Genomic DNA, 25,056 nt, shown 5'->3' on the forward strand with positions numbered 1-25,056 from the left:
TTCGTTTAGTTAGTCGGTATCAATGATGCCTGTTGGAAAAGCGGACGAACTTCTTGAATGTCATTGAGCGAATGTCGCTGTAAAATAAGGCTGCGTCCAAGACGAAGGGCACGGCGTTTCGCACGAAGGCGTTCCTCTTTGTCTTCAATACCGTCAAGGTCAGCGACATGTGCTAAACCGATGGTGCGGCGAATCACTTCGCATCCGGCAAATCCAATCGCATCGACAAATGTATGGTGCAAAACGTCCTGCAATAACTTCGATGTCTTGGCGTAAGGCTCGACATTGTGCTGCTCCCAAAGGTCGGAAAATACGCTTGCAAATACTTTCCAAGTGTTTTCGATATGGTCAAATAAAAACTCTTGTTCTTGTTGCGGACGGGACAGCGCATTCAGCAGCAAATTAGCGATAAACTGACCGAGATCAAAACCAAAAGGACCGTAAAAGGCGAATTCCGGATCAATCACTTTTGTCTCTTTATCGCTGCAAAAAATACTGCCGGTATGTAAATCGCCGTGAATCAGCGCATCCCCTTCTGTTAAAAACTTTCGCTTTAATTTTGCCACTTCAAGATGAAGCTCATCATCGTTCCAAAGCGCTTTTGCATCTTCGCGCAGCTCCTCTTCAAAATCGTTTGTATCATAATCAAAGAACGGATCGGTAAAGACAAGATCTTCCGTGATTTTGCATAGTTCAGGGTTGATAAAACTTTGAAGCAGCTGTTTTTTCTCTTGTTGATTCATCCCGAAGTCAGACGTATAAAATAACGTTTTGGCTACGTATTCACCGATGTGCCGTGACAAAAGCGGATACGTTTTGCCTTCTATAAGCCCTTTTCGAGCAATTTGTAAATGAGATAAATCCTCCATGACGGTAATGGCAAGAGATTCGTCGGAATGGTACACTTCCGGAACGTATTCCGGAACGAAGCCGGCAAATGTACGCAACGCATTGCTTTCTATGGTCGCACGCTTTAACGTAAGAGGCCAGCTTTCACCAACGACTTTCGCGTACGGCAGCGCTTGTTTGAAAATCACTCCTTTGCCTGTTTTTTGGTCAACGATACGGAAAACGAGATTTAAATTTCCATCGCCAATTTCCCGGCATACCAGCTGTGCTTCTTCTGAAAATAAGCGCAAGCGAACGGCAAGAGAAATTGCGTCTTTTTCTGTTAATGGTTCGTAAGCGGATGGATTTGAAACGGCCATGTAGGAACGCCTCCTTTGGAAAAAATCGAGTAGGAGGGAGCGATTAACTCCCGTCCTCTCACACCACCGTACGTACGGTTCCATATACGGCGGTTCAATTAAGATAATTGACGCAAGTCTTTATAACTTCCGTGAATAGCTGTTCTCTTTATGCCAGTGGTCACTCCACCCTCCAAGAGGTCTCCCACGGGATTCACCGCTTCCTCCCTCAAGTGAGGTACTACGTTTTCTGTGTTCATCATGACTCACTGAATACCAAGGGCTATTCTCTCTTAATTGTTCGGTCCTTCTTAGTTGTTCTAGACCAACTAATACTATGACCTCTGCTGACTTCTGACGGTTCAGCTACTTATCACTAAGTAGGTTATGAAGAGTACTTCACATATCCGCCAGACCTCCCCGGGTAAGTACATGCACTTTCACACCATCTATCCGCCTCATTTACTCGATATGACCTTCGACAGAAAGAGCTTTGTTTTGTTATGCAAACTCACTCCATCATACCTAGCCTTATATGAGGTTCGTGTTCCTCGGACCGGTGTTTTGCCTCCAGCTTCCTTCAGATTCCGCGTCACCACGGACACCCTTGCTCTTGGCTAACCTCTACTTCTGTCTTCGGGGTTCGGGACTTACACCCTATAGTTCATGTACATGCCGGGCGCACATAAAAAGCCTCTCTCGTTTATCGAAAGAGGCTTGAAGATTCTTCTTCTCACCTCTTATCTTTCAGAAAGAATGACTCTCTCTGTTGGACTTAGCACCGTGCCTTGCGGAAGATTCCTTCCGGCGCTTTTCTGCGCCCTATCTCACGATAGTATTACGGTCGGTTGCTGGGCTTCATTGGGCCAATTCCCTCAGCCAACTCTTGATAAGAGTATTGATCAGCTATTATTCGAATTTTCGTTATTGCTTTAATTATTGGCGGATTCTCATTTGAGTGAAATCATACATCGAAGTTCGAGTGATTGTCAATCCTTTTTTAAAAAATTTTTTCATTTGTTCTGTAATGTTCCGGACGACGGTCGCTAAAAATCGGGATTTGCTCACGTACTTCTTTGACTTTTTGCAAATCGATTTCAGCTATGAGGGAGCAAGGATCTTCTTTTGCTTCCGCAAGAATTTCCCCCCACGGATCGATGATAAGCGAATGTCCGGCGAACGTATTATTCGGGTCGCGGCCGGCGCGATTACAGGCGACAACATAACATTGATTTTCAATGGCACGCGCTTGAAGCAACGTACGCCAATGAGACAGACGCGGCAACTGCCATTCGGCAACGACAAACAACACTTCTGCTCCTTGCAAGGCATGTACGCGAATCCATTCCGGAAAACGAATGTCGTAGCAAATCACACCGGCACATAATGTATTTTCAAGTGTAAATAATCCTGGTGTATCTCCGGATCGCAAATAAAGATGTTCATCCATCAGTTGGAAAAGATGCAGTTTGCTGTATTCGCCTACAATATCGCCGTTTCGATCGGCCACGTACATCGTATTCGTCGTTCCATCATTTGTTTTTTTGGCGATGGAACCGGCGACAATGTGGATGCGATGACGACGCGCAAGCTCACTAATGAATGCTTTTGTTTCTTCGCCTTCCTTATCCGCAATTTCATCCAGACGCGTTAAATCATAGCCCGTTGTCCATAATTCCGGAAGAACGATGATGTCAGGGTGTTGAGCGGCTATTTTTTCTACTTCGTTTTGAACAAGCTGTCGATTTTCCAGCGGAGCGCCAAAAGCAATATCCAGTTGAAGACAAGCAATTTTGAATGTCATAATCATTCACCTCAAAAAATTTTGACTTTACAATTTGATTTTTACGATATATGATGTTTGACTAGAATTTCAAGAAAATTTTGAGTAGGTGTAAACGATGAAACATTTCGCACAATCGGAACTGCTGCAGAAACTGCCAAAACAGTTTTTTGCGTCTCTTGTCGCCAAAGTGGAAAACGTGAAAGCCCAAGGACATGATGTCATTAACCTCGGTCAAGGGAATCCGGATCAGCCGACGCCATCCCATATTGTGGAGGCGATGCAAAAGGCAGTCGCCAATCCCCGTTATCATAAATATTCGCCGTTCCGCGGCTATTCGTTTTTTAAAGAAGCGGTCGCGGCCTTTTATGAACGTGAATATGGGGTGAAACTGGATCCGGAAAAAGAAGTGGCGGTTTTATTTGGAGGAAAAGCAGGACTTGTGGAAATTCCGACCTGTTTGCTGAATCCGGGTGATCTTGTTCTCGTTCCTGATCCGGGATATCCGGATTATTGGTCGGGTGTCGCTTTGGCACAAGCCGAAATGGCGATGATGCCGCTTCGCGTTCAAAACCATTTTTTGCCGGATTACAACGAAGTCTCAAAGGACGTGGCAGAAAAAGCAAAATTAATGTTTTTAAACTATCCAAATAACCCTACCGGAGCGGCGGCATCGAAAGAATTTTTTATGGATACCGTTTCGTTTGCCGCAAAACACGATATTTGCGTCGTGCATGATTTCGCCTACGGGGCAATCGGATTTGACGGCAAAAAACCGGTCAGTTTCCTCCAAGCAGAAGGGGCTAAAGACGTCGGCATAGAAATATATACGTTCTCGAAAACCTTTAATATGGCCGGCTGGCGAGTGGGAGCGGCAGTTGGTAATGAAAGTGTCATCGCAGCGATTAACTTGCTTCAAGACCATTTATACGTCAGCTTGTTTGGTGCGATTCAAGAGGCAGCGGCTTGTGCGCTTCTTTCTTCACAAGAGAGCGTGAAAAAGCTTGTTTCGCTGTACGAGTCGAGACGGAATACATTTATTCGTGCTCTTTCGCAAATCGGTTGGGATGTCACGCCTCCTTCTGGCTCATTTTTTGCATGGCTGCCTGTACCGAACGGCTGGACATCAGAGCAATTTTCTGACTTTCTACTTGAAAAAGCGCATGTGGCGGTTGCTCCCGGAATCGGATTTGGGAAACACGGAGAAGGGTATGTGCGCGTCGGTTTATTAACGAGGGAAGAACGGCTGGAAGAAGCTGTCCAACGTATTGCGAAGCTTGGTCTTTTCCATGTCGCAAAAAAATGATTGACACCGATAAAAATTCCTGTCATAATACAAATCAAATTTACCGATACTAAGAAAATTTTGAAAAGTCAATACATGATTCAAGCATTCTTATCAAGAGCAGGTGGAGGGACGAGCCCTATGAAGCCCGGCAACCGACTTAACAATCGTTAAGCACGGTGCTAATTCTTGCAGCGATATGCTGAGAGATAAGAAGAGTGTGAACCTCTAGCCTCTTCTTATGAAGAGGTCAGAGTGTAGACAAAAGGCATCCGAATGTGCGCTTTCGGATGCCTTTTGTCACTTTTATGCTTTCAAATGTTTGGAATAGACCCCTCCAGGGGTCTATTTTATGTTATTGCTGGACTTTTCCATGTCCAGCAAGCCATCTTTTTCAAATTCATTGCAGCAAAAGTTAGCATCGCCTGCATGGACAATTTTTTTAGACCTCTTAAGGTTGTCCAACGCATACCATGCTTTTCCTTTGCATCAGCAAAAACACGTTCAATGGTTTCTTTCCGTCTTGCATAAATGCTCTTATTCTCTTGTGTATGCCGAAGATGATCAGCTTCCTCTAAATAAAATTCCCATACATGTCGCTGAATCAGTTTTTTATGCTCCTTACTTTGGGTGCACTTCGAGAGGAATGGACAATCTTTACACTGGACTGGATCAGAAAAATATTGACGATAGCCTTCCTTCGTCGTAGTTGCATATTTTAACACTTGTCCTTGCGGACAAAGATAACAATCGTAGTATTCATCGTAAACATACTCATGTTTTTTGAAATAACCATCCTTTGTACGAGGGCGAGTATAAGGTAAAGCAGGGGTCATATCATTTTCAAATATGTATTGGGCAACGGCGGGAGTTTTATATCCAGCGTCAGCAGCAACTACAACCGGTTTTCCATGTTTTTCGATGACTTTTTCAAGAAGTGGCTCCAATACGGAACTGTCATGAATATTCCCTGGCGTTACAATAGCCCCCAAAACAAAGCCATTTCGATCCGCAGCAGCATGGAATGAGTAAGCAAACTGTTTTGTTCGCTCGTCTTTTACGTAGTAACCACTTTCCGGATCAGTGGTACTTTCTTTTATTTCTTTATATTCTTCTTTCCCAAATTTATCTGGAGGAAATGGCTTTTTTCCATGTGCTTCTCGATCAGCATTTATCTCATCTTGTAGACGTGCTTGATAGGCTTTCGTTTCTTTTCGAACCACTTTCTTCACAAATTTATGCTTATTCGCACTCGCTTTGACATGAGTAGAATCAATAAAGACATGCTCACTGCTTATCAGCTTCTTATCTGCAGCTTCTTTCAAAATGCGATAGAATATCTGTTCAAATAAGTCTGTATCCTTAAAGCGTCGCTCGTAGTTTTTCCCAAACGTTGAAAAGTGAGGTACCTTATCATAAAAACCAAATCCAAGAAACCAACGGTAAGCCAGATTCGTTTCGATTTCCTCTATAGTTTTTCGCATGGAACGAATACCGAAGGTATATTGGATGAAAGCCATTTTAATCAATACAACTGGATCAATACTTGGTCGACCTCTTTCCGATGAATACATGTCTTGAACAAGCGAATAGATAAATGAAAAATCAATAGCAGCGTCGATTTTACGAACCAAATGATCTGCAGGTACAAGTTGGTCTAAAGCTATCATTTCTATTTGATCACGATTCATCTGTGTATTTTTTGTTAGCACTTCATCCACCTCAATTCATTACGGTATCTTAATTATACAAAAAAAGACTGTCGGCAAATCCGGTTTTTTCGGATTTGTCGACAGTCTGGCCTCTTCTTATGAAGAGGTTTTTTTATTGAACTTAGAAAGAGGGATGAACATGAGCCAAGTCATTGCCACCTATCTTATTCACGATGAGAAAGATTTGGAGAAAAAAGCAGAAGGAATTGCTCTTGGCCTCACGGTTGGTTCTTGGACCAATTTGCCGCAGCTGCAAAAAGAACAATTGCAGAAGCATAAAGGAGAAGTCGAGAGCGTCACACCGTTGGAAGAGGACGAGCGAGTCAATGAGTATCTGGGCAAACGTGTGAAGCGAGGACTTGTCCGCATTGCGTATCCAAGCCTCAATTTCAGCGCCGATTTACCGGCGATTTTAACAACCGTATTCGGCAAGCTGTCGCTCGATGGCGAAGTGAAACTGGTCGATCTTGCTTTTTCTGAAGAATTAAAAAAACAGTTTCCCGGTCCGCGCTTCGGAATAGACGGAATTCGCCAAAAAGTCGGCGCCGATCATCGTCCGCTTCTCATGAGTATTTTTAAAGGAGTCATCGGGCGTGATTTAGATTATTTGTCGGAGCAGTTAAAACAACAAGCCCTCGGCGGAGTCGATCTCGTGAAAGACGACGAAATTTTGTTCGAAAACGACTTAACTCCGTTTGAAAAGCGAATCGCCAACGGGAAAGCCGTGCTGAACGACGTATACGAAAAAACAGGAAAGAAAACGTTGTATGCGGTCAATTTAACGGGCAAAACATTCGAGTTAAAAGAAAAAGCAAAACGCGCGGCGGAAATCGGTGCCGATGTGATTCTTTTTAACGTGTTCGCTTATGGATTAGACGTATTGCAAGGCTTGCGCGAAGATGAAGACATTGCCATTCCGATTATGGCCCATCCAGCTGTCAGCGGTGCACTTACACCATCAGAGTTTTATGGCATCAAAAGCCCGCTCTTGCTTGGAAAATTGCTTCGATTAGCCGGAGCCGATTTTGCTCTTTTCCCATCGCCATATGGAAGCGTCGCCCTTGATCGAAGTGAAGCGCTCGGCATTGCCGACGAGTTGACGAAAGAAGATGAGCATTGGAAACGATCTTTCCCGGTTCCATCTGCGGGTATCCACCCAGGTCTAGTGCCGCTTTTAATTCGCGATTTTGGAATCGATAGCGTCATTAATGCCGGCGGCGGGATACATGGCCACCCGGATGGAGCTGAAGGCGGAGGAAAAGCATTCCGTGCGGCGATTGAGGCAGTGCTGGCAGGAAAAACCCTGGAAGAATCCGCCAAAGACCATGAAGAGCTGAAAAAGGCTATTGACTTATGGGGCGCTCACGAGGTGACAGTATGACAAAACCAATCGTTTTTTGCGATTTCGACGGAACTATTACCACCCAAGATAATATCGCTGCGATTATGAAACAGTTTGCTCCTCCGGAATGGGAAGTGCTAAAAGACGATATATTGGCGGAGCGGCTGACCGTTCAAGAAGGTGTCGGAAACATGTTTTCCCTCCTTTCTTCCGAATTGAAAGAAGAGATTACAGACTACGTTTTACAAACGGCCTGTATTCGCGACGGCTTTCGGGAATTTGTCGATTTTACAAGACAACACGACATTCCGCTCTATGTAGTGAGCGGCGGCATTGATTTTTTCGTCTATCCGATTCTGGAAGGACTTATCGAAAAAGAACGCATTTTTTGCAACGGCTCAGACTTTAGCAATGAAACCATTCAAATTGTTTGGCCTTATTCGTGTGATGAGCATTGCCAAAACGGTTGTGGCTGTTGCAAGCCGTCGCTGCTGCGGAAGCACTCAAAACCGGATGGATTCCATATCGTCATAGGAGATTCCATTACGGATTTAGCAGTGGCAAAATTAGCGGACCATGTCATTGCTCGCGACTTTTTACTGGAAAAGTGCAAGAAACTAGGCATTTCCCATTCACCGTTCAACACGTTTTTTGATGTAGTGGAGGTGCTTGAGAAGCTGGAGGTGGGAGCATGAGTGAACTTGAGAAAAAATGGAAGGAACTTGCCGATGTGAAAGCGGAGTTGGCCGAGCGCGATTGGTTTTTTGCGACAAGCGGGAACTTATCGATTAAAGTTTCCGATGATCCTCTCCACTTTCTTGTTACCGCGAGCGGAAAAGATAAACGAAAGCAAACCGATGAAGACTTCCTTCTCGTAGATGCGCTTGGCCATCCGGCTGAAGAAACCCATTTAAAACCTTCAGCGGAAACGCTTTTGCATGTGGAAATTTATAACAGAACCAATGCAGGCTGCGGCCTCCATGTCCATACCATCGATAATAATGTCATTTCTGAATTATACGGTGACATTGGAGAAGTGGAATTTAGCAATCAAGAAATTATAAAAGCGTTCGGACTTTGGGAAGAAGACGCTGTGATTCGCATTCCGATCATCAAAAATCACGCCCATATTCCAACGCTGGCGAAAGAATTCGCCCGGCATGTGCACGACGATGCAGGCGCCGTCCTCATTCGCAATCATGGCATTACCGTATGGGGACGCACCGCATTTGAAGCGAAAAAATATTTGGAAGCATATGAATTTTTATTCAGTTATCATATCAAATTAAGGTGCCTGACCCCACTTTCGCTTTAAAGCACAAAAGGGATAAGCAAAAATAAAGGAGGAAGAAAAATGGCAACGATTCGTTTACATGAAACAAATGAAAGAATTACAAAGGAAGAAGAAGTAATCCAATTTTTAGACGAGCAAGGCGTTATTTACGAAAAATGGGATATTACCAAACTCCCGGAACATTTGCGTGAGAAATATTTGCTTACGGAAGAAGAAAAAAATGAAATTTTAGAAACGTTTAAAGAGGAAATTGCGGATATTTCCGAACGTCGCGGCTATAAAGCGCAAGATGTCATTTCTTTATCTGAAAATACACCGAACTTGGATGAATTGCTCACAAATTTCAAGCGTGAACACCATCACACAGATGACGAAGTCCGCTTTATTGTCAGCGGCCACGGAATCTTTGTGATTCAAGGAAAAGACGGAAAGTTTTTTGACGTCGAGTTAGAGCCGAGCGATTTAATTTCCGTTCCCGAAAATACGCGCCACTATTTTACACTGCAAGAAGATCGTCGCGTTGTCGCCATACGCATTTTTGTCACAACTGAAGGCTGGGTGCCGATTTACGAAAAAGAAGAAACCAACGCCTAATATCCCCTCACCCCTCTTCTACTAAATCAGAAGAGGGGTGTTGTTATGAATTAACAGTGACAAAGCCCTCGACATTCTAGTAAAAGGCATTTCTTATATTTCAATCGAAATAGGAAAAAGCGACTATCCATATTACTTAGCAAAAGATATTTACTCTCCACTGCTTCCCCTTGTACTATCTATTTTTTACCAATACAACTTTCTATTGAACCCCTTGCCATCATTAAAAAAAGCAATTCATCACATGCAAAATTCGCGAAATCAAATCATTAACTTGGTAAAAAAGGAACAAACGTTCGTAATAATCTATGAAAAAAATAAACACGTGATATAATAGAAACACAATAGCTACGGGAAAAGCTCAAGGGTGGTCGGCATTTTACCCCTAAAAGAGAGGGGGTGATGCCGATGACGGTATTTCAAGCATTGATGTTTGCACTCACTTTTGCAAGTCTCATTGTTTCGATACTGTCATATCACCAAAGAAAATAATCCACCCTTGAGTTAACGAGACCGGGTGGATTATGGATTCTTTCTGCCTTGTCGATCCCCCTTGAAGGGAACCGTCTATTGTATAGTCGAAGGTGTTGCCGCACCTTCGTTTTTTATTATCATATGGAATTACTCAATACTATTATACATGATGAGCATAAGTGTTGTAAATTATATCTCTTCTGAATGCTGTTCGCTGCGGCACGACTCCTCTTTTCTCATGTTCTTCTGCTTTCACTGCCGCTACAATCACGTTTTATACGATTTCCTCTTTTTCATTTCCATCTGCTCTTTGCTATTCTTGACGTAAAAGTAAACATTTTATTATAAAGTACAAAACTTTATCGACAAAATTCGATATGTTATGATATGATTGGGCAAATTTTACGAAAGTAAAAGACGCAAAGCCACGGGCCTAAAACAATCTATAGATTGTCATGGTAGCCGGGCTGCCAAGATTTATTCTTGATAAATCTTGTTCAAAACTGCAATTCCTTTCTTAATATTTGCCTAAATTTTAGGAAAGGATTGGATTCAATTGAAAAAAATGTTTACAACTGTCCTTATTGCGGATGACTCTCAGTTTATGAGGAATCATTTAAAACATCTTTTGTCCAATGACAACTTCAAGGTTGTGGCTGAGGCTTCCAACGGTTGTGAAGCCATTACACTCTTTCAAAAAGTTCGTCCTGATGTTGTATTGCTTGACATCATCATGCCTTATAAAAATGGATTAGACGCTTTAAATGAAATCAAAAAGCATAATCCGAAAGCCAAAGTTGTCATCTGCTCCTCCATGGGACAAAAAACTTTGATCATGGAAGCTATTAAGCTAGGTGCCACTGACTTTATTATAAAACCTTTCTTTCATGAATTAATTCCCATTTTAAAGAAAATTACTAGTTAAATCGAAAAGAAAACGTTCCGTCTATTTGCTTTACTAGCCATTTTATTTTTTCCAAAATAAAAACATGGTAAAATTGGAATTGTATATTGAAAAAATCGCAAAATTAAGATAATAATAATTTGGAATAAATGAGAACTTGCTAGGCGTGCTGCCCTCCATTCCAGCGTAATGAGCAGACATGGTAACTGGGAAAAGACCGGATCCATTAGTATTCGATGAGCTTATCTTGAAGATTTATTTTTTTGCATGTTATCTAGTACTATATTCATAGGTCTATTGGAGATGAATTCATGTACGAGAAAAGGCTATTTCATTCCAATAACGACCGTGCTAATTAAGTACTTTTATCAGATCATGTTGTTAAAACACTCATTAACTTTGCTTGAGTGTTATCCAAGATAGCTCTTTTCTCGAGGCCTGCCCTTTAAAAGTAAATAATGAAACGGCTATGATAACCTTTATAATTCACATACAAAATTTACTTTAGGGGGAATCATCATGAAAAAATGGTTTGGAATCTTAGCTTCTGGTTGTTTGATTTTAGGATTTTCTGTTTATTCCAGCCACGATACAGAGGCAGCAGTCAAAACCAAAACGTTCAAAAACTGCACAGAAATGAACAAAGTATACAAAGGTGGAGTTGCCCGTTCTGCAAGCGTAAAAAACAAGGGTGGAAAAACGCGCTATAAGCCATATGTTTCACAAGCTTTATATGATGCAAACAAAAAATTGGATCGGGATCACGATTTTATCGCATGTGAAAGATAAATTCTGTATCCAAAATCTTTCAGTTAGGGGTGTTATTCAATGCCCAATATCATAGCAGGCTGCTTGGGGATCGTACTATTGCTGGTTTTATTATCTCTAGCAATAGTAGTCATTAAATGGATATTTATGAATATTTTTGGGGTTATCGGGATTGTGGCCATGGTAGCAGGCATTGGCTTAATGAGCCAAAAAACTAAAAAATCCATCTCGATGACCACTTTTCTTTTCGGTTCTTTATTAACGCTTTTATGGTTTTCGCTAAAGGAACCATTCAATACATTAGCAGTATTTTTTATAGTTGCGTTCCTTGCGGCTTTAATTGCCACAATTATTTTTGGAATCAAACGAAATCGGGCTTGGAAGCAACTCTCCATAGCATCAATTGTTTTATTGGTTCTATCTGTAGTTTTTGCGTCAAATGCACCAGATCTTGAGAATGAAAAATCACATCCAAATAAAACAGAAATTGCTTCTACTGAGACGAAAGAAAAATCAGATGATAGCAAAACTACTAAAGAACATAATGTTTCCAAAGAAAAACGTACACCAGTTTCTACCCCGTCATTAAAGTCATCATCTTATGATGATACGAATAAAAACTTAATTCCAGTTACTCTCATTGAAACTGTAGACGGTGATACCATCAAAGTTAACTACAAAGGCAAAGAAGAAACGGTTCGCTATTTACTTGTTGATACGCCAGAATCGAAAAAGCCTGGCACATGTGTTCAACCGTACGCTAAGGCTGCAGCAGAAAGAAACCGTGAATTAGTAAATAGCGGCAATCTGTACCTTGAATTTGACAAGGGCAGCGAAAGAGATAAATACGGACGTCTACTTGCATATGTGTTTGTTGACGGTAAATCTGTACAAGAAGAACTGTTGAAAGAAGGATATGCACGTGTTGCATACATATACGACCCGCCGTACAAATATCTATCAACATATGAAAATGATGAAAAAGCAGCTCAAAACAAGCACTTAAATATATGGTCAGATCCAGGCTATGTGACGGACAAAGGATTCAATGGTTGTGCAGCTAATCAAACCGCAAGTCAACACACATCACACTCAACACATTCAACACAAAGTTCTCATACAAGCGTTGGATCAAGCTCTAGCTCTAATAACAACGCCAATACACAACCAACTGCTCCTTCTGCAACAACACCAAGTACTGGCCAAACAGATTTTGCAAATTGTACAGAGCTTAGAGAAGTGTATCCAGATGGAGTTCCCGCTGGTCATCCAGCTTATCAACCTAAATTAGATAGAGATCACGACAATTATGCGTGTGAAAGAAATTAAGATAGCCCTCTCGGGGGCTTTTCTTTTTTCTCTGTAAGTCCCGCAAAAATAAAAAAGTGATAAAGAATCTGTGTATCTACCAAATACTCCTCCTGAACCAATAGCAGTTCAGCGACGCCAATTATCTCTTAAGGATGATCGTAAAAAGAGGTTTGCCAAAAGTTTGTGAGGGTGAGGCTTACGAGAAACCTCTAAAATTTATAAATCAGCACCAAAAAGGCACCAAAATTGATAGTTTGTTGCAATGGGTATAAGGAGATTCTACAATTTCTGTCCAGCACTGCTGAAAAGCATATCAAGGATCGTCAATCTTTTTGAATGCTAGTCGAGAACTAAAAAAACTTCTGCGATACGAGCAGCATTCACCTGATTAGAATATAACTTCTAACACAACTAATCATTTTCCCAAATATACTCCAATACGAACCACGGTTGTTAATTCTCAGTAATTTTACCATTTTCTCTACTGTTGCAAGTATATAACGCCATCTCTAGGTATCAAGGACAACAAATTTATTAAAGCAAAATTGTTATGTTCTGATTTAATCATTTTTTCTTATTCATTTCAAATATTAGATATATAGAAAGGCCAATTAGCAAAATACCAAAAATTAACGAAAAAGTACCCCCTTTTTCAAAAAAAGCTTTATACATCCCTAAAGGGAAAATGATTAAAAATGTAACTAATAAGCTTAAATCGATTTTAGACATAAACTTTAGTTGACCTCCTTTATTTAAGGATAAACTTAAGTTTATTGTTTATCAAAATGCATTTAAAAGATTTTTCAGAAAAAAATGATTTACAAAATATTAAGAAACATACTACTCCACACATTTTCAGATAAACACATATTTCAGTTTTGGCCGAAGCCGGAGTGGATCTCCCAACAATCATGAAACATGTTGGACATGATAACCGAGAAACAACCATGAAAATTTATATGCACGTTACGGAAAAAATGAAAAAGAATGCTTCAGAAAAAATAAATATTCACTTCAGAAGCGTCCTAAATATTACAAATTCGCAAAAAATGTGAGTGATTTGTGATTATAAAAAAAGAAGGCTGTCGAAACAGCCTTCTTCCCTTGATATATAAGGGTTTTTTGATGTTTATTACATCATTCCGCCCATTCCGCCCATGTCAGGCATTGATCCGCCTTTGTTTTCTTCCGGGATGTCAGCTACAACAGCTTCTGTTGTTAAGAACATAGCGGCAACAGATGCTGCGTTTTGAAGTGCGGAACGAGTTACTTTTGTTGGGTCTACGATACCAGCGTCGATCATGTTTACCCATTCGCCAGTAGCAGCGTTGAAGCCGATTCCGACTTCTTCTTTTTTCAAGCGTTCTACAATGACAGATCCTTCAAGACCAGCGTTTTGTGCGATTTGGCGGATTGGTTCTTCTAATGCGCGAAGAACGATTTTCACACCAGTCGCTACGTCGCCTTCTGCTTCAATAGCAGCGACTTTATTGTAAACGTTCACTAGTGCAGTACCACCGCCGGAAACGATTCCTTCTTCTACAGCTGCACGAGTAGCGTTCAGAGCGTCTTCAATGCGAAGTTTGCGTTCTTTTAATTCTGTTTCAGTGGCAGCACCCACTTTGATCACAGCCACTCCGCCTGCTAATTTAGCAAGACGTTCTTGAAGTTTTTCACGATCGAATTCAGAAGTTGTTTCTTCTAATTGAGCGCGGATTTGATTTACGCGAGCAGCGATTTTGCTGGATTCGCCAGCTCCTTCTACGATCGTTGTATTTTCTTTCGTTACTACAACTTTTCCGGCACGACCTAATTGAGCAATAGTCGCAGATTTAAGATCTAATCCTAAATCTTCGGTAATCACTTCACCGCCAGTTAAAATAGCAATGTCTTCAAGCATTGCTTTACGACGATCACCAAATCCAGGAGCTTTTACAGCAACTGCGTTGAATGTACCGCGTAATTTGTTGACAACAAGTGTTGCAAGAGCTTCCCCTTCAACGTCTTCAGCGATCAAAAGAAGCGGTTTGCCTTGTTGTACAACTTGTTCAAGAACAGGAAGAATTTCTTGGATGTTGGAGATTTTCTTATCAGTGATTAAGATATATGGGTTTTCCAGAACAGCTTCCATTTTGTCAGAATCTGTTACCATGTATGGAGAAGCGTAGCCACGGTCAAATTGCATACCTTCTACGACATCTAATTCTGTCGTGAAACCTTTGGATTCTTCAATCGTGATAACACCGTCGTTGCCAACGCGTTCCATTGCTTCTGCGATCAATTCGCCAACTTCTTCATCAGCAGAAGAAATAGCAGCAACTTGAGCAATGGATTCTCTTCCTTTGATTGGTTTTGAAATGGCTTTTAATTCTTCAACAGCCACTTGAACCGCTTTTTCAATTCCTTTGCGGATGCCGACAGGGTTTGCACCGGCTGTTACGTTTTTCAATCCTTCACGGATCATTGCTTGAGCAAGTACAGTTGCAGTCGTAGTACCGTCCCCAGCAATATCGTTCGTTTTGCTGGCTACTTCAGCAACTAATTTAGCTCCCATATTTTCGAATGGATCTTCCAATTCGATTTCTTTCGCAATGGTAACCCCATCGTTCGTAATTAAAGGAGATCCGAATTTTTTCTCAAGAACCACGTTGCGTCCTTTTGGTCCAAGAGTCACCTTTACTGCATCCGCTAGTTTATCTACACCGCGGAGCATCGCACGGCGAGCGTCTTCGCTGAATTTAATATCTTTAGCCATTTTGTAAAACCCCCTTAGTTAAAATATTGTCATTATGATAAAAATCGTTATTATTCTCCAATCACTGCTAAAATATCGCTTTCGCGAAGGATTAAGTATTCTGTACCTTGGTATTTCACTTCTGTACCAGCATATTTAGAAAAGATGATGCGGTCGCCAACAGACACTTCTGGTGCAACGCGTTCACCGCTGTCAAGAACGCGGCCTGTTCCAACTGCGATCACTTTGCCTTCTTGTGGCTTTTCTTTTGCCGTATCTGGCAATACAATGCCGCTTGCAGTTTTTTCTTCCGTTTCAACTAATTCAATTACGACGCGATCACCCAGTGGTTTTAACAAGTGAAACAACCTCCTTGTTTTCATATGTAATTTATATTGTTAGCACTCTATTCACCCGAGTGCTAACACATTAATAATAATAAATAAAACCCCTTTCTTTTGCAAGTATGATGCAAAAAATTTTATTCGAGATTTTTCGCCAGAATTCTCTTATCCGCGCGAGGGGAAAATGCCCGATGTTATCTTCTCCCCAGCCACTAGTTTTATTCCTGTATTTCTTGAATTTGAATGGGATGTAAATTGCTAGTAGAATGAAAATAATGAATGAATAAGAGAAGGAGTATAAAAAAGTGAAAAAAGAATACGGTTATATTTTAATTGCTTATATTCTTATGCAGCTATCCAGTTTCATCGGTGTCCCGCTCGTTTATCGAATCGGAATCAGGGCAGGACAAGACCCCGTTTTTATGAGGCAAGCGGCCCCCGGATATTGGATTGTCATCAGTTTTTCCATTACATTGATCATTATTTTGCTGATTTTAAGAAAAGCACGTACTGATGCTTTATTGGTGAGAAAAGCTCCGGCTTCTCCAGGAGAATCGATAGTATGGGCGATCGCCGGAGTATTTCTTGCGCTGTTTGCCCAAGGCATCGCTGCCAACATCGAAGCAAACCTTTTCGGTGTGGATCCCGGTTCGAAAAATACGGAAAATATCCTTCAAATTATCAAAACATTTCCGGCCTCCATGCTTGTTTCATCCATTTTCGGACCTATATTAGAAGAAATTGTTTTTCGAAAAATCATTTTTGGCTCTTTATACAAACGTTTTTCTTTTTGGATCGCCGCAACGATCAGTTCCGTCATTTTCGCCATGGCGCATATGGAATTCGAACATATTCTTCTTTATAGCGCGATGGGGTTCACATTCGCTTTTTTATATGTAAGAACAGGCAGAATTCTGGTTCCTATTTTCGCCCACGTAGCCATGAATACTCTTGTGGTCGTCGTACAGCTTTTCTATCGTGACCAACTTCAGCACATTCAAGGACTAATTGGAGGATTTTTCCAATGAAACAAACATTGCTATCCTCAGGGATCATCTATTTGCTTTTTGGTTCCCTTTTTACTTATATGGCTATTGAAAATGTAAATTCCAATGGATTTGGTTTTTTTACGTACTTGCTCATCATTTTGGCGACGTTGGATGTGGGATCCGGCATTCGAGTCATTTTTTATTATTTCCGTATGAAGAGCCGATACAAAAAATAAGGCACGAATTTCACAAAAAGAAAAAAGGTAAGCATGAACCGATATACCCATCCTATTTGCTTACCTTTCACCTTCATTTTATTGTTCTGCCAATTGAATGCTATCTTTCTTTGACAATCGAATTTTTTCTATTTCTGCATGGGCAAAATGGAGGCTTCCCTGTAATAATGTGATCATTCGTTCGTATCTTCGCTCCTCGCCGAGGCTCCCCATATACGGCAAAAAAAGAATGATTCACATTATTTAACAGCCTCGATTTTCTTCAGCCCATTGATGATTTCTCACCCCCTTTATCTTCCCATTTTCACCAAAACATAAAACCAAACATGGCAGCGGCCTTTATCAACGGCTCGGCTAATTTATGAAAGCCAACCTCTTTATTCCTTTTTTACGAAGTGCGTCAAAAGGAAAATCTCCCCCTTTCTTCATCTTATGTAGCGAGAGATTTTCGAAGTCTCGCCTTTCTTCGTTTTCTTAGAAGTATATGAATCGAAATAGCCAGTCCAGTCCCGGTCATGATGATCATTCCAATCGAACTCACTAGACCAATGGGGCCTGTATGAAGTTCACGAACCACTCTTTGTAATGAATGGCCCTCTCTCCCATTATTCGGAAAACCCCCATTCATTTCTCCTGCAGCTGGAGGCCCTGATTGTCCATTTTGTTGAGAGTCCGTTGCCATTTGCTGTGTATTGACTGCATGAAACTGTTCCATTCTACCATCCTTTCCTCGCTCTTCTCCTGTTACATACATAATGAGACCTGTTATTGATTCAATGAACAAAAACAAAGATGCTATTACTCCGATCCAAAAATGAAGGGCACGTACCCTTCTCATATGCGACTCTCCTTTCTTCATTTATTTGAGGATGCCATCATTATGCCAAGCTTTGCTTAACTTTTTCTTAAAAAAGGAAAACACCCTATAAGTTGATATGATCCCCTTATAGTGGACAGAAAAAAGAAAGTTCACGAAGGGATAGCAGGACATTGCCACCGGTCTGGCTTTATATATGCCTTCCGTAAGATCACATCCGATCTGCGGCGGCTGCATACAAGGATGTCCTTTTTGCGTCCTTCCGTAATATCACGCCCCCAAAAGACTCAAATCTCACAAAATTCGAATCATTATGATAAGATAGACATTAATCATATAGAACCTATGAAGGAGGAAAGACAGATGTCCCTGGAAAGTGTTAGAGCCCATCTAAAAAAATGGAATCGGGATCAGGATATTATGGTCTTCGATACCTCAAGCGCCACGGTGGAACAGGCCGCCCAGACCATCGGCGTAGAACCGGCCCGCATCGCCAAAACCTTATGCTTCCGGAGCAAAGGAGACAGTGCGCTGTTGGTCGTGACCGCCGACGACGCCAAAATCGACAACAAAAAATTCCGCCATACTTTCGGTTTTAAAGCGCGGATGTTAAGCGCCGAGGAAGTGCTCGAACAAACGGGCCATGCGGTCGGAGGGGTTTGCCCTTTTGGATTGGCCAATGATTTGGACATCTTTTTGGACCTGTCCTTAAAGCGGTTCAAAACCGTTTTTCCCGCATGCGGAAGCATCAACTCCGCCATTGAAGTGAGTCCGGAAGATCTATGGAATTATTCCGGGGCCAAGGATTGGATCGACGTATGCAAAGATTGGCAGGAATCGGATACGAAAGGGAAAACCTCGGACAGCGGAGGGGAAACAAGAGCGTCAGAAAGCTCAAGTTTCTTCCAACGATGATGAAGGTGATCAACCCCCAGCCGGTTCGGATCCCCGGGAAAAGATCACGGTTATATCGTATCTGCCCCAGATTGAGGGAAAACGAATGCTGGATACTACATATGCAAGCAGCCAATATCTCTTATCCCACGGACTTGATCCTTTAGAATGAAATCCGTGGGACGCCTCATCGACGTCCTTTTTGAGCCTCTCCGCGGGCCCTGGAAGAAGTCGTACACTTATCGTAAAAAGGGCACACCAAGCCTTTCTGTAACAAAGCTCTAACTTAACAGGAAGCGCTTGAAAAATATAAAGAACGTTATGGCCATTCTCCCAGAGGCCGTCACGGTCGATCAAGGACCCGAATATCCAGGAAAAGAACCTGTTTGGACAATGCCTGCATGGAGAACTTCTTCAGCTATTTCAAGTCAGAGTGCTTTCTTCTGCACTCTTTTTGCAAAGTCAAAGAGGTCAAGGATGCCGTACACAAATACGTCCAACGTTACTAAAAAAATAAAATAGCCTGAGCCCTTATGGATATAAGGCTCAGGCTGCTTAAGTGTCCTTTTTTATTTCCTGTCTACTTGACAGGGGTCACTTCAAGAAATGCGGGTGTCCCTTCATCTTTTTGATTGTTTTGGAAAGGTCATTTCAAAGCGAGTTCCCTCTCCTAATTGGCTGTCCACTTTTACTTTTCCATTGTGTTTTTCAATAATCCACTTGGCAATGGAAAGTCCCAATCCTGCCCCATCTGACTTCGTCCGTGCTTTATCGCTTTGATAAAAACGATCAAAAATTTTCGGAATCTCTTCTTTGGCAATCCCGATTCCATTATCTTGCACCTCAAGGGTAATGGAAGAAGAAGTTTGACGGCAAGAGATGTAAATGCGTCCCCCTTCTTTAGTATATTTGATCGCATTATCCAATAGGATGACCAGTAATTGATGGATTCGTTCTTTATCCGCAGTAAATAAAATCGGGGATTCTACGTTTATCGTTATTTCCTTCTGTTGATAGGAAGCAATCTCTGAATAAGTATCGGCAATCTCTCTAATCAACTCATCCAATCGAAATGATTGTTTTTTTAATTCTATTTGATTGGAATCTGAGCGTGCCAAGATAAGCAAGTTAGAGACTAATTTGGAAAGTCGTCTACATTCTTTCGCGATTACGGAAATATCCATTATTTTTTCTTCAATGGTCGAGGAAAGAGAATGGAACAATAAATCCGTTTTTGTCTGTATCACTGCTAATGGCGTCCGCAATTCATGAGAAGCGTCCGAAACAAATTGCTGCTGCTTTTGCCATGCTCTTTGAATCGGCACCAGTGCTCGCCCTGCAAGAAAATATCCCGCTGCTACGGCGCACAGTCCTCCGATCACGCATCCCGCCACAATGATCAATAAAAGCTTATCTAAAATCTCTTTTTCGGAATTGACACTTCGAAAAATTTGTACCGTAATCTTTCCGAATTCCGTATCCATTTGGAATGCAATCGTTCGGAAATAAAAATTTTCAATCTTCATATCATACAGTTTGTTCAATTGTTTAGGTTTCTCGATAGGCGTTTGGGTGAAAATGGTTGCGTCGTGACCTAAGTCGATTATTTCTCCTTTTTCATTCCAAAACACGATAAACACACGGGGATCCCGAAAAAAAGGAACGTCCTTTTCCCACGGTCTATCATTATCTGCTTCTCGTTCCGCTATATGCATAAGCGATGCATCCACGTCTTTATATAAACGAGCATGCATGTATGAATAGAGAGCCGTCCCTAATAAGCTAATTAAAACGAAAAAAACAAGAGAATTTAACAGCGTCAATCGAAGATGAGTGCGTTGAAACATCGTTTTCTCTCCTGCCTATTGGTCTGTTAACCTATATCCGACGCCACGAACCGTTTGAATATCTGTGTGATAGCCAAACGGTTCAAGCTTTTTGCGGAGATGATGAATGAATACTTCGACAATGGCAATCGTTGTATCCGAATCAAATCCCCACACCCGATCATAAATTTGTTCTTTTGTTAGAATGGTTCCCTTATTATGGATAAGATACTCTAATAGCTCGTATTGTTTCGCCGTTAATTTAATAGGGTGCCCATCTACCATGACATCCTTATCTTTTCCGTACAGCTCAATCCCTCGATAGCAAATAGTCTGTTTGGTTGTAAAACTGCCACTGCGCCGTAATAACGCTCGAATGCGTGCTTTTAGCTCCGAAGCATAAAACGGTTTGACTAAGTAGTCATCTCCGCCAAAATCCAAGCCTTTTACCCGATCCTCGAGAGAATCTTTTGCCGTTAAAAATAAAACGGGTGTATCAATCTCTTCTTTCCGAATTCGTTGCACGATGTCAAAACCATCCATTCCCGGCAGCATAACGTCCAATATAATGGCATCATAAATATTTTGCAAAGCTAAATATAACCCTTCCTCGCCATCTGTGGCACTATCGATCTCAAACTCATCCGATAAGATGTCAATCATCGATTTCAACAAATCTACATGATCTTCAACTACTAATAATCTCACGGATCTCCCTTCTTTCTCTTACTTCTAATAATCGAGTAGGAGGGAGCGATTAACTCCCGTCCTCTCACACCACCGTACGTACGGTTCCGTATACGGCGGTTCAATTAAGATAATTGACGCAAGTCTTTATAACTTCCGTGAATAGCTGTTCTCTTTATGCCAGTGGTCACTCCACCCTCCAAGAGGTCTCCCACGGGATTCACCGCTTCCTCCCTCAAGTGAGGTACTACGTTTTCTGTGTTCATCATGACTCACTGAATACCAAGGGCTATTCTCTCTTAATTGTTCGGTCCTTCTTAGTTGTTCTAGACCAACTAATACTATGACCTCTGCTGACTTCTGACGGTTCAGCTACTTATCACTAAGTAGGTTATGAAGAGTACTTCACATATCCGCCAGACCTCCCCGGGTAAGTACATGCACTTTCACACCATCTATCCGCCTCATTTACTCGATATGACCTTCGACAGAAAGAGCTTTGTTTTGTTATGCAAACTCACTCAATCATACCTAGCCTTATATGAGGTTCGTGTTCCTCGGACCGGTGTTTTGCCTCCAGCTTCCTTCAGATTCCGCGTCACCACGGACACCCTTGCTCTTGGCTAACCTCTACTTCTGTCTTCGGGGTTCGGGACTTACACCCTATAGTTCATGTACATGCCGGGCGCACATAAGACAAAGCGGTCGCCAAAAGCGATCGCTTTTTAGAATTTCTTTTTTATTTTTTCTGCCGCTCGATTGTCTATTTTCTTACGCCATAGAATTTGCCCTTAAAAAGACCAGTCACTTTTACGAATAAAAAACATTCGCAGGAGATTTTAAGATATCTATTTTTCTTAAAACTTGCTTCTCCAATCCGTATGCAGCCATATTGCGCCTTTTTACTTTATTCATATCTTAGAGCTTGAATCGGGTCCAGTTTTGCTGCTTTGTTAGCCGGGAAGACACCAAACACCACTCCAATGAATAGAGAAAATAAGAAGGCAACCATACAAACAGAGACAGAATAAGAAACAGACAGTCCGATCGTAGCTGCAAGCCCTTTTCCAATGACCAATCCAAATCCCACTCCAATCGCACCTCCTAGAGCGCTTAGCACAACAGCTTCAATCAAAAACTGCATTAAAATATCTCTTCTCTTCGCTCCAATCGCTTTTCGAATTCCTATTTCCTTCGTTCGCTCTGAAACAGACACAAGCATAATATTCATAATCCCAATTCCACCAACTAAAAGGGAAATTCCTGCGATTCCGCCCAGCATCATCGTCATCGTATTGTTAACCGAACTCATCGTTTCCATTAAATCTTGTTGGTTAAAGACGCTGTAGCTATCTTCATCATTGGGGAATAGACGTGCTAATGTTGTTTTTAATTGCGCCATAACAAACGGGACTTCACTTTCATCTTTTCCTTGAACATATACTGTCTGAATACTTGTGTTTTTAACCAATCGCTGGGCTGTCGAAAGCGGCATTATGATCACATCATCACCGCTTTGTCCAAACGAACTGCCTTTTGAAGCCAGAACTCCAATTACTTTGAACGATGTGCCCTCCACTTGTATATATTTTCCGACCGGATTATCAAAACCAAATAATGTTTGCGCTGTGTCAGATCCTAAAATCACCACTTTTTGCCGATACTCTACATCGATATCAGATAAAAAGCGACCTTGGCTGACTTGTGCATTGCGTACGGTTTGATACGAAGAGCTCGTTCCCAATAAAGAAACTTGTGTCGAAGTCGTACCATTTTTTACATAGACCCGTCCGGAAACAACGGGAGCAATTTCTTTTACGCCTGTAATATCGCGAAACTTTTCGATATCATCCATTTTCAATTGAACACGATCCGAATCCATCACATTCACTGTTAATAAATTGCTCCCTAACTGGTTCATCTGACTGGCAACTTCTTTACTCGAACCTTGACCTATTGAGATCAAAACAATAACAGAAGAGACGCCGATAATAATGCCAAGCATCGTTAAAAAGGAGCGAAGCTTATTGCCTTGAATGCTGCGGAAAGCCATTTTAATGGATGGAATAATTGCCAACAAAATCACCTCTCTCCTCAAACAGCTGCCCGTCTTGAATGCGAACAATTCTCTTTGCTTCGTTAGCCACTTCCCAATCGTGTGTAATGAGAAGAATCGTATGTCCTTGCTCATTTAATTGTTTCATCAATTGAATGATTTCCTTGCTTGTCTTGCTGTCGAGAGCCCCTGTCGGCTCGTCGGCAAGCAAAATCGGCGGGGTGCCGACAAGAGCCCGTGCAATGGCCACCCGTTGCTGCTGCCCGCCAGAAAGCTGGTTGGGCAAATGACGGGCTCGATCTTTTAATCCCACTTTCTCTAAGTATTCATAAGCGATTTTTTGTCGTTCCTTTGTCTTTACTCCTCGATATAATAAAGGCAGTTCTACATTCTCTAACGCCGTTAATTTTGCCAGTAAATGAAAATTTTGAAAAACGAATCCTATCTTTTCATTTCGAACAGTTGCCAGTTCACTGTCTATCATTTTATCTATTTCTTTTCCATCGAGGATATAACGACCTTCATCAGGACGATCGAGGCAGCCAATGATATTCATCAATGTTGATTTCCCGGAACCGGAAGGACCGACAATCGCAAGAAAATTTCCTTTTCCAATTTGGAGAGAGACCCCCCGCAGGGCATGAACCACTTCTCCCCCAAGCGAATATGATTTCGTTATATTTTCCATCCGAATAATCGGTTCAGTCATCATCGATCATCTCCCTCTGTTAAATCCGCGATTCATGCCGCCAAATCCACCCATACCAGACATTTCGCCCATCATTCTTCTGCCGCTCATTTGTTCATTGCTCGAAGACGATGCAGATACTCTCGGCAGCTGGACAACCTCACCTTCTGCTAAACCATCTGTGATTTCTACATAATCTTCATTGCTTATTCCCGTTTTCACGGTTTGCCGCGCGACAGAGCCATCTCCCTTTTCAACCACTACATACTTTTCGTTATTGATTGAGTGTACTGCTTCAATCGGCACATAGAGAGCATTGTCTTTGCTTTGCACTAAAATACTGACTTCGGTTGTCATTCCCACTTTTACATTCGTTGGTTTATTCATATGAACCGTTACATCAAATGTCGAGACTCCATTGGATACCGTCCCTTCATTGGCAACCGCTGTCACTTTCCCCGTATAGGTTGTATCAGGGAAGGCATTGACCTTTATACTGGCCGTTTGCCCCACTTTTACTTTTGGAATATCTAATTCATCAATTTGCACCGTTGTTTGCAAATCATCATAATTGGTAATGTGAGCAATGACTTGGCCTTTCGATACACGATCTCCATCCGAAACGCCAATCGATGTAACGGTTCCGTCTGCCGGTGCAGTAATATCACTGCCGTCCGTAAATGTAACCAACTCTTGTCCTTCCTTTACTTTCTCTCCTTTAGAAACAAGCACTTCGTCTACTTCGTTGTTGGAAGCAGCTTTGACATCCGTACTCGTAACAGGTTGAACAGTCCCAGAACCACTCACCTTCACTTGCAATTTTCCTTTTTGTACAGAAGCGGTTTGAACCTGTGCCATTGTCGGCTTGTCTTTTCCTTTGGCAAAAAACCATCCACCTATTCCAATAACGACAATCACAATCCCAAAAAGGATCCACCATTTTTTCAACATCCCTGCTCCTTTCTTATCCATTGGTCATTTGGATAAGCCTAGTATGCGGGTCCTTTCTTAATTTTTTCTTAAAAAAACCTAACCGAAATTCGCCATGTTTTCATCACCACTTCTCGTTTAGAAAGCCTTCTTTGTTTCACAAAAAAGAAATCGCTTTCATTTTTTCGTAAACACCCTCCT

23 protein-coding genes and 3 riboswitches are annotated in these 25,056 nt (G+C 41.7%); of the genes, 11 read left to right on the forward strand and 12 right to left on the reverse strand.

Going from position 1 to position 25,056, the window contains the following annotated elements:
* Positions 1–5: 5 nt before the first annotated feature.
* Positions 6–1,208, reverse strand: a complete 1,203-nt coding sequence (gene mtnK / locus NST81_RS15650; RefSeq protein ID WP_341030233.1) for an S-methyl-5-thioribose kinase — start codon at positions 1,206–1,208, stop codon at positions 6–8.
* 716 nt (positions 1,209–1,924) lie between these two features.
* A riboswitch (SAM riboswitch) is annotated at positions 1,925–2,083 on the reverse strand.
* 104 nt (positions 2,084–2,187) lie between these two features.
* A complete protein-coding gene (locus NST81_RS15655) occupies positions 2,188–2,991 on the reverse strand; it encodes a carbon-nitrogen family hydrolase (RefSeq protein WP_341030234.1) in 804 nt (267 codons plus the stop codon).
* A gap of 97 nt (positions 2,992–3,088) precedes the next feature.
* Here NST81_RS15655 and NST81_RS15660 point away from each other — a divergent pair, with 97 nt between their 5' ends.
* Complete coding sequence (locus NST81_RS15660; protein ID WP_341030235.1) at positions 3,089–4,276, forward strand: pyridoxal phosphate-dependent aminotransferase; 1,188 nt, start codon at positions 3,089–3,091, stop codon at positions 4,274–4,276.
* Between the two features lie 87 nt (positions 4,277–4,363).
* Positions 4,364–4,471: riboswitch (SAM riboswitch) on the forward strand.
* Positions 4,472–4,605: 134 nt separating this feature from the next.
* Here NST81_RS15660 and NST81_RS15665 read toward each other — a convergent pair.
* A complete protein-coding gene (locus NST81_RS15665) occupies positions 4,606–5,967 on the reverse strand; it encodes an IS1182 family transposase (RefSeq protein WP_003354354.1) in 1,362 nt (453 codons plus the stop codon).
* 139 nt (positions 5,968–6,106) lie between these two features.
* Between NST81_RS15665 and mtnW the strand changes: the two genes are divergently transcribed.
* The 7 genes from mtnW (at position 6,107) to NST81_RS15700 (ending at position 12,672) form a co-directional block, all read left to right on the forward strand.
* A complete protein-coding gene (mtnW, locus tag NST81_RS15670; RefSeq protein ID WP_341030236.1) occupies positions 6,107–7,348 on the forward strand; it encodes a 2,3-diketo-5-methylthiopentyl-1-phosphate enolase in 1,242 nt (413 codons plus the stop codon).
* Positions 7,345–8,004, forward strand: a complete 660-nt coding sequence (gene mtnX, locus NST81_RS15675; protein ID WP_328204131.1) for a 2-hydroxy-3-keto-5-methylthiopentenyl-1-phosphate phosphatase — start codon at positions 7,345–7,347, stop codon at positions 8,002–8,004. The genes mtnW and mtnX overlap by 4 nt, the downstream gene beginning before the upstream one ends.
* A complete protein-coding gene (locus NST81_RS15680) occupies positions 8,001–8,624 on the forward strand; it encodes a methylthioribulose 1-phosphate dehydratase (RefSeq protein ID WP_048624132.1) in 624 nt (207 codons plus the stop codon). The genes mtnX and NST81_RS15680 overlap by 4 nt, the downstream gene beginning before the upstream one ends.
* Before the next feature lie 39 nt (positions 8,625–8,663).
* Entirely contained in the window at positions 8,664–9,197 is a 534-nt protein-coding gene (locus NST81_RS15685) for a 1,2-dihydroxy-3-keto-5-methylthiopentene dioxygenase (protein WP_003354048.1), read from the forward strand.
* Positions 9,198–10,055: 858 nt separating this feature from the next.
* A riboswitch (cyclic di-GMP riboswitch) is annotated at positions 10,056–10,146 on the forward strand.
* 90 nt (positions 10,147–10,236) lie between these two features.
* Positions 10,237–10,596 carry a response regulator gene (locus tag NST81_RS15690; protein WP_341030507.1) on the forward strand — a complete coding sequence of 120 codons (360 nt, stop codon included), beginning with the start codon at positions 10,237–10,239 and terminating at the stop codon, positions 10,594–10,596.
* A gap of 498 nt (positions 10,597–11,094) precedes the next feature.
* Complete coding sequence (locus NST81_RS15695) at positions 11,095–11,364, forward strand: excalibur calcium-binding domain-containing protein (protein WP_048624133.1); 270 nt, start codon at positions 11,095–11,097, stop codon at positions 11,362–11,364.
* A gap of 372 nt (positions 11,365–11,736) precedes the next feature.
* Positions 11,737–12,672, forward strand: coding sequence for a thermonuclease family protein (locus tag NST81_RS15700; protein ID WP_422677791.1), 936 nt, complete (start codon positions 11,737–11,739; stop codon positions 12,670–12,672).
* 546 nt (positions 12,673–13,218) lie between these two features.
* On the opposite strand, the gene NST81_RS15705 is transcribed toward NST81_RS15700, so the two are convergent.
* The 3 genes from NST81_RS15705 to groES all read right to left on the reverse strand — a co-directional run bounded on the left by NST81_RS15705 (position 13,219) and on the right by groES (position 15,747).
* On the reverse strand, positions 13,219–13,383 hold the full coding sequence (locus NST81_RS15705; protein WP_003354044.1) for a hypothetical protein: 165 nt from the start codon (positions 13,381–13,383) through the stop codon (positions 13,219–13,221).
* A gap of 403 nt (positions 13,384–13,786) precedes the next feature.
* Positions 13,787–15,409, reverse strand: a complete 1,623-nt coding sequence (gene groL, locus NST81_RS15710; protein WP_003354043.1) for a chaperonin GroEL — start codon at positions 15,407–15,409, stop codon at positions 13,787–13,789.
* Between the two features lie 50 nt (positions 15,410–15,459).
* Positions 15,460–15,747, reverse strand: coding sequence for a co-chaperone GroES (gene groES / locus NST81_RS15715; protein ID WP_003354042.1), 288 nt, complete (start codon positions 15,745–15,747; stop codon positions 15,460–15,462).
* Between the two features lie 290 nt (positions 15,748–16,037).
* Here groES and NST81_RS15720 point away from each other — a divergent pair, with 290 nt between their 5' ends.
* Together NST81_RS15720 and NST81_RS15725 are read left to right on the forward strand one after the other, a co-directional pair.
* Positions 16,038–16,760, forward strand: a complete 723-nt coding sequence (locus NST81_RS15720) for a CPBP family intramembrane glutamic endopeptidase (protein ID WP_048624135.1) — start codon at positions 16,038–16,040, stop codon at positions 16,758–16,760.
* The gene (locus tag NST81_RS15725; RefSeq protein ID WP_003354040.1) at positions 16,757–16,957 is read left to right on the forward strand and encodes a YdiK family protein; all 201 of its coding nucleotides are present in this window, start codon (positions 16,757–16,759) and stop codon (positions 16,955–16,957) included. The genes NST81_RS15720 and NST81_RS15725 overlap by 4 nt, the downstream gene beginning before the upstream one ends.
* A gap of 430 nt (positions 16,958–17,387) precedes the next feature.
* Here the strand turns inward: NST81_RS15725 and NST81_RS15730 are convergent, their stop codons facing one another.
* On the reverse strand, positions 17,388–17,795 hold the full coding sequence (locus NST81_RS15730; protein WP_341030240.1) for a hypothetical protein: 408 nt from the start codon (positions 17,793–17,795) through the stop codon (positions 17,388–17,390).
* A 342-nt stretch (positions 17,796–18,137) separates the two neighbouring features.
* On the opposite strand from NST81_RS15730, the gene NST81_RS15735 reads away from it, so the two are divergent.
* On the forward strand, positions 18,138–18,689 hold the full coding sequence (locus NST81_RS15735) for a YbaK/EbsC family protein (protein WP_341030241.1): 552 nt from the start codon (positions 18,138–18,140) through the stop codon (positions 18,687–18,689).
* A 599-nt stretch (positions 18,690–19,288) separates the two neighbouring features.
* Here the strand turns inward: NST81_RS15735 and NST81_RS15740 are convergent.
* The 5 genes from NST81_RS15740 to NST81_RS15760 form a co-directional block, all read right to left on the reverse strand.
* On the reverse strand, positions 19,289–20,515 hold the full coding sequence (locus NST81_RS15740; protein WP_327797525.1) for a sensor histidine kinase: 1,227 nt from the start codon (positions 20,513–20,515) through the stop codon (positions 19,289–19,291).
* A 15-nt stretch (positions 20,516–20,530) separates the two neighbouring features.
* Positions 20,531–21,202, reverse strand: a complete 672-nt coding sequence (locus NST81_RS15745; protein ID WP_048624140.1) for a response regulator transcription factor — start codon at positions 21,200–21,202, stop codon at positions 20,531–20,533.
* An 886-nt stretch (positions 21,203–22,088) separates the two neighbouring features.
* Positions 22,089–23,258, reverse strand: a complete 1,170-nt coding sequence (locus NST81_RS15750; RefSeq protein WP_340396267.1) for an ABC transporter permease — start codon at positions 23,256–23,258, stop codon at positions 22,089–22,091.
* Positions 23,236–23,946 (reverse strand): ABC transporter ATP-binding protein, encoded by a 711-nt coding sequence (locus NST81_RS15755; protein WP_341030242.1) that lies wholly within the window; start codon positions 23,944–23,946, stop codon positions 23,236–23,238. Before NST81_RS15755 ends, NST81_RS15750 begins: the two co-directional genes overlap by 23 nt.
* 6 nt (positions 23,947–23,952) lie before the next feature.
* Complete coding sequence (locus NST81_RS15760) at positions 23,953–24,876, reverse strand: efflux RND transporter periplasmic adaptor subunit (protein ID WP_340396266.1); 924 nt, start codon at positions 24,874–24,876, stop codon at positions 23,953–23,955.
* Positions 24,877–25,056 lie beyond the last annotated feature (180 nt).

The sequence above is a fragment of the Bacillus sp. FSL W8-0223 genome, from assembly GCF_038006805.1.
Taxonomy (GTDB): Bacteria; Bacillota; Bacilli; order Bacillales; family DSM-4216; genus Bacillus_O; species Bacillus_O smithii.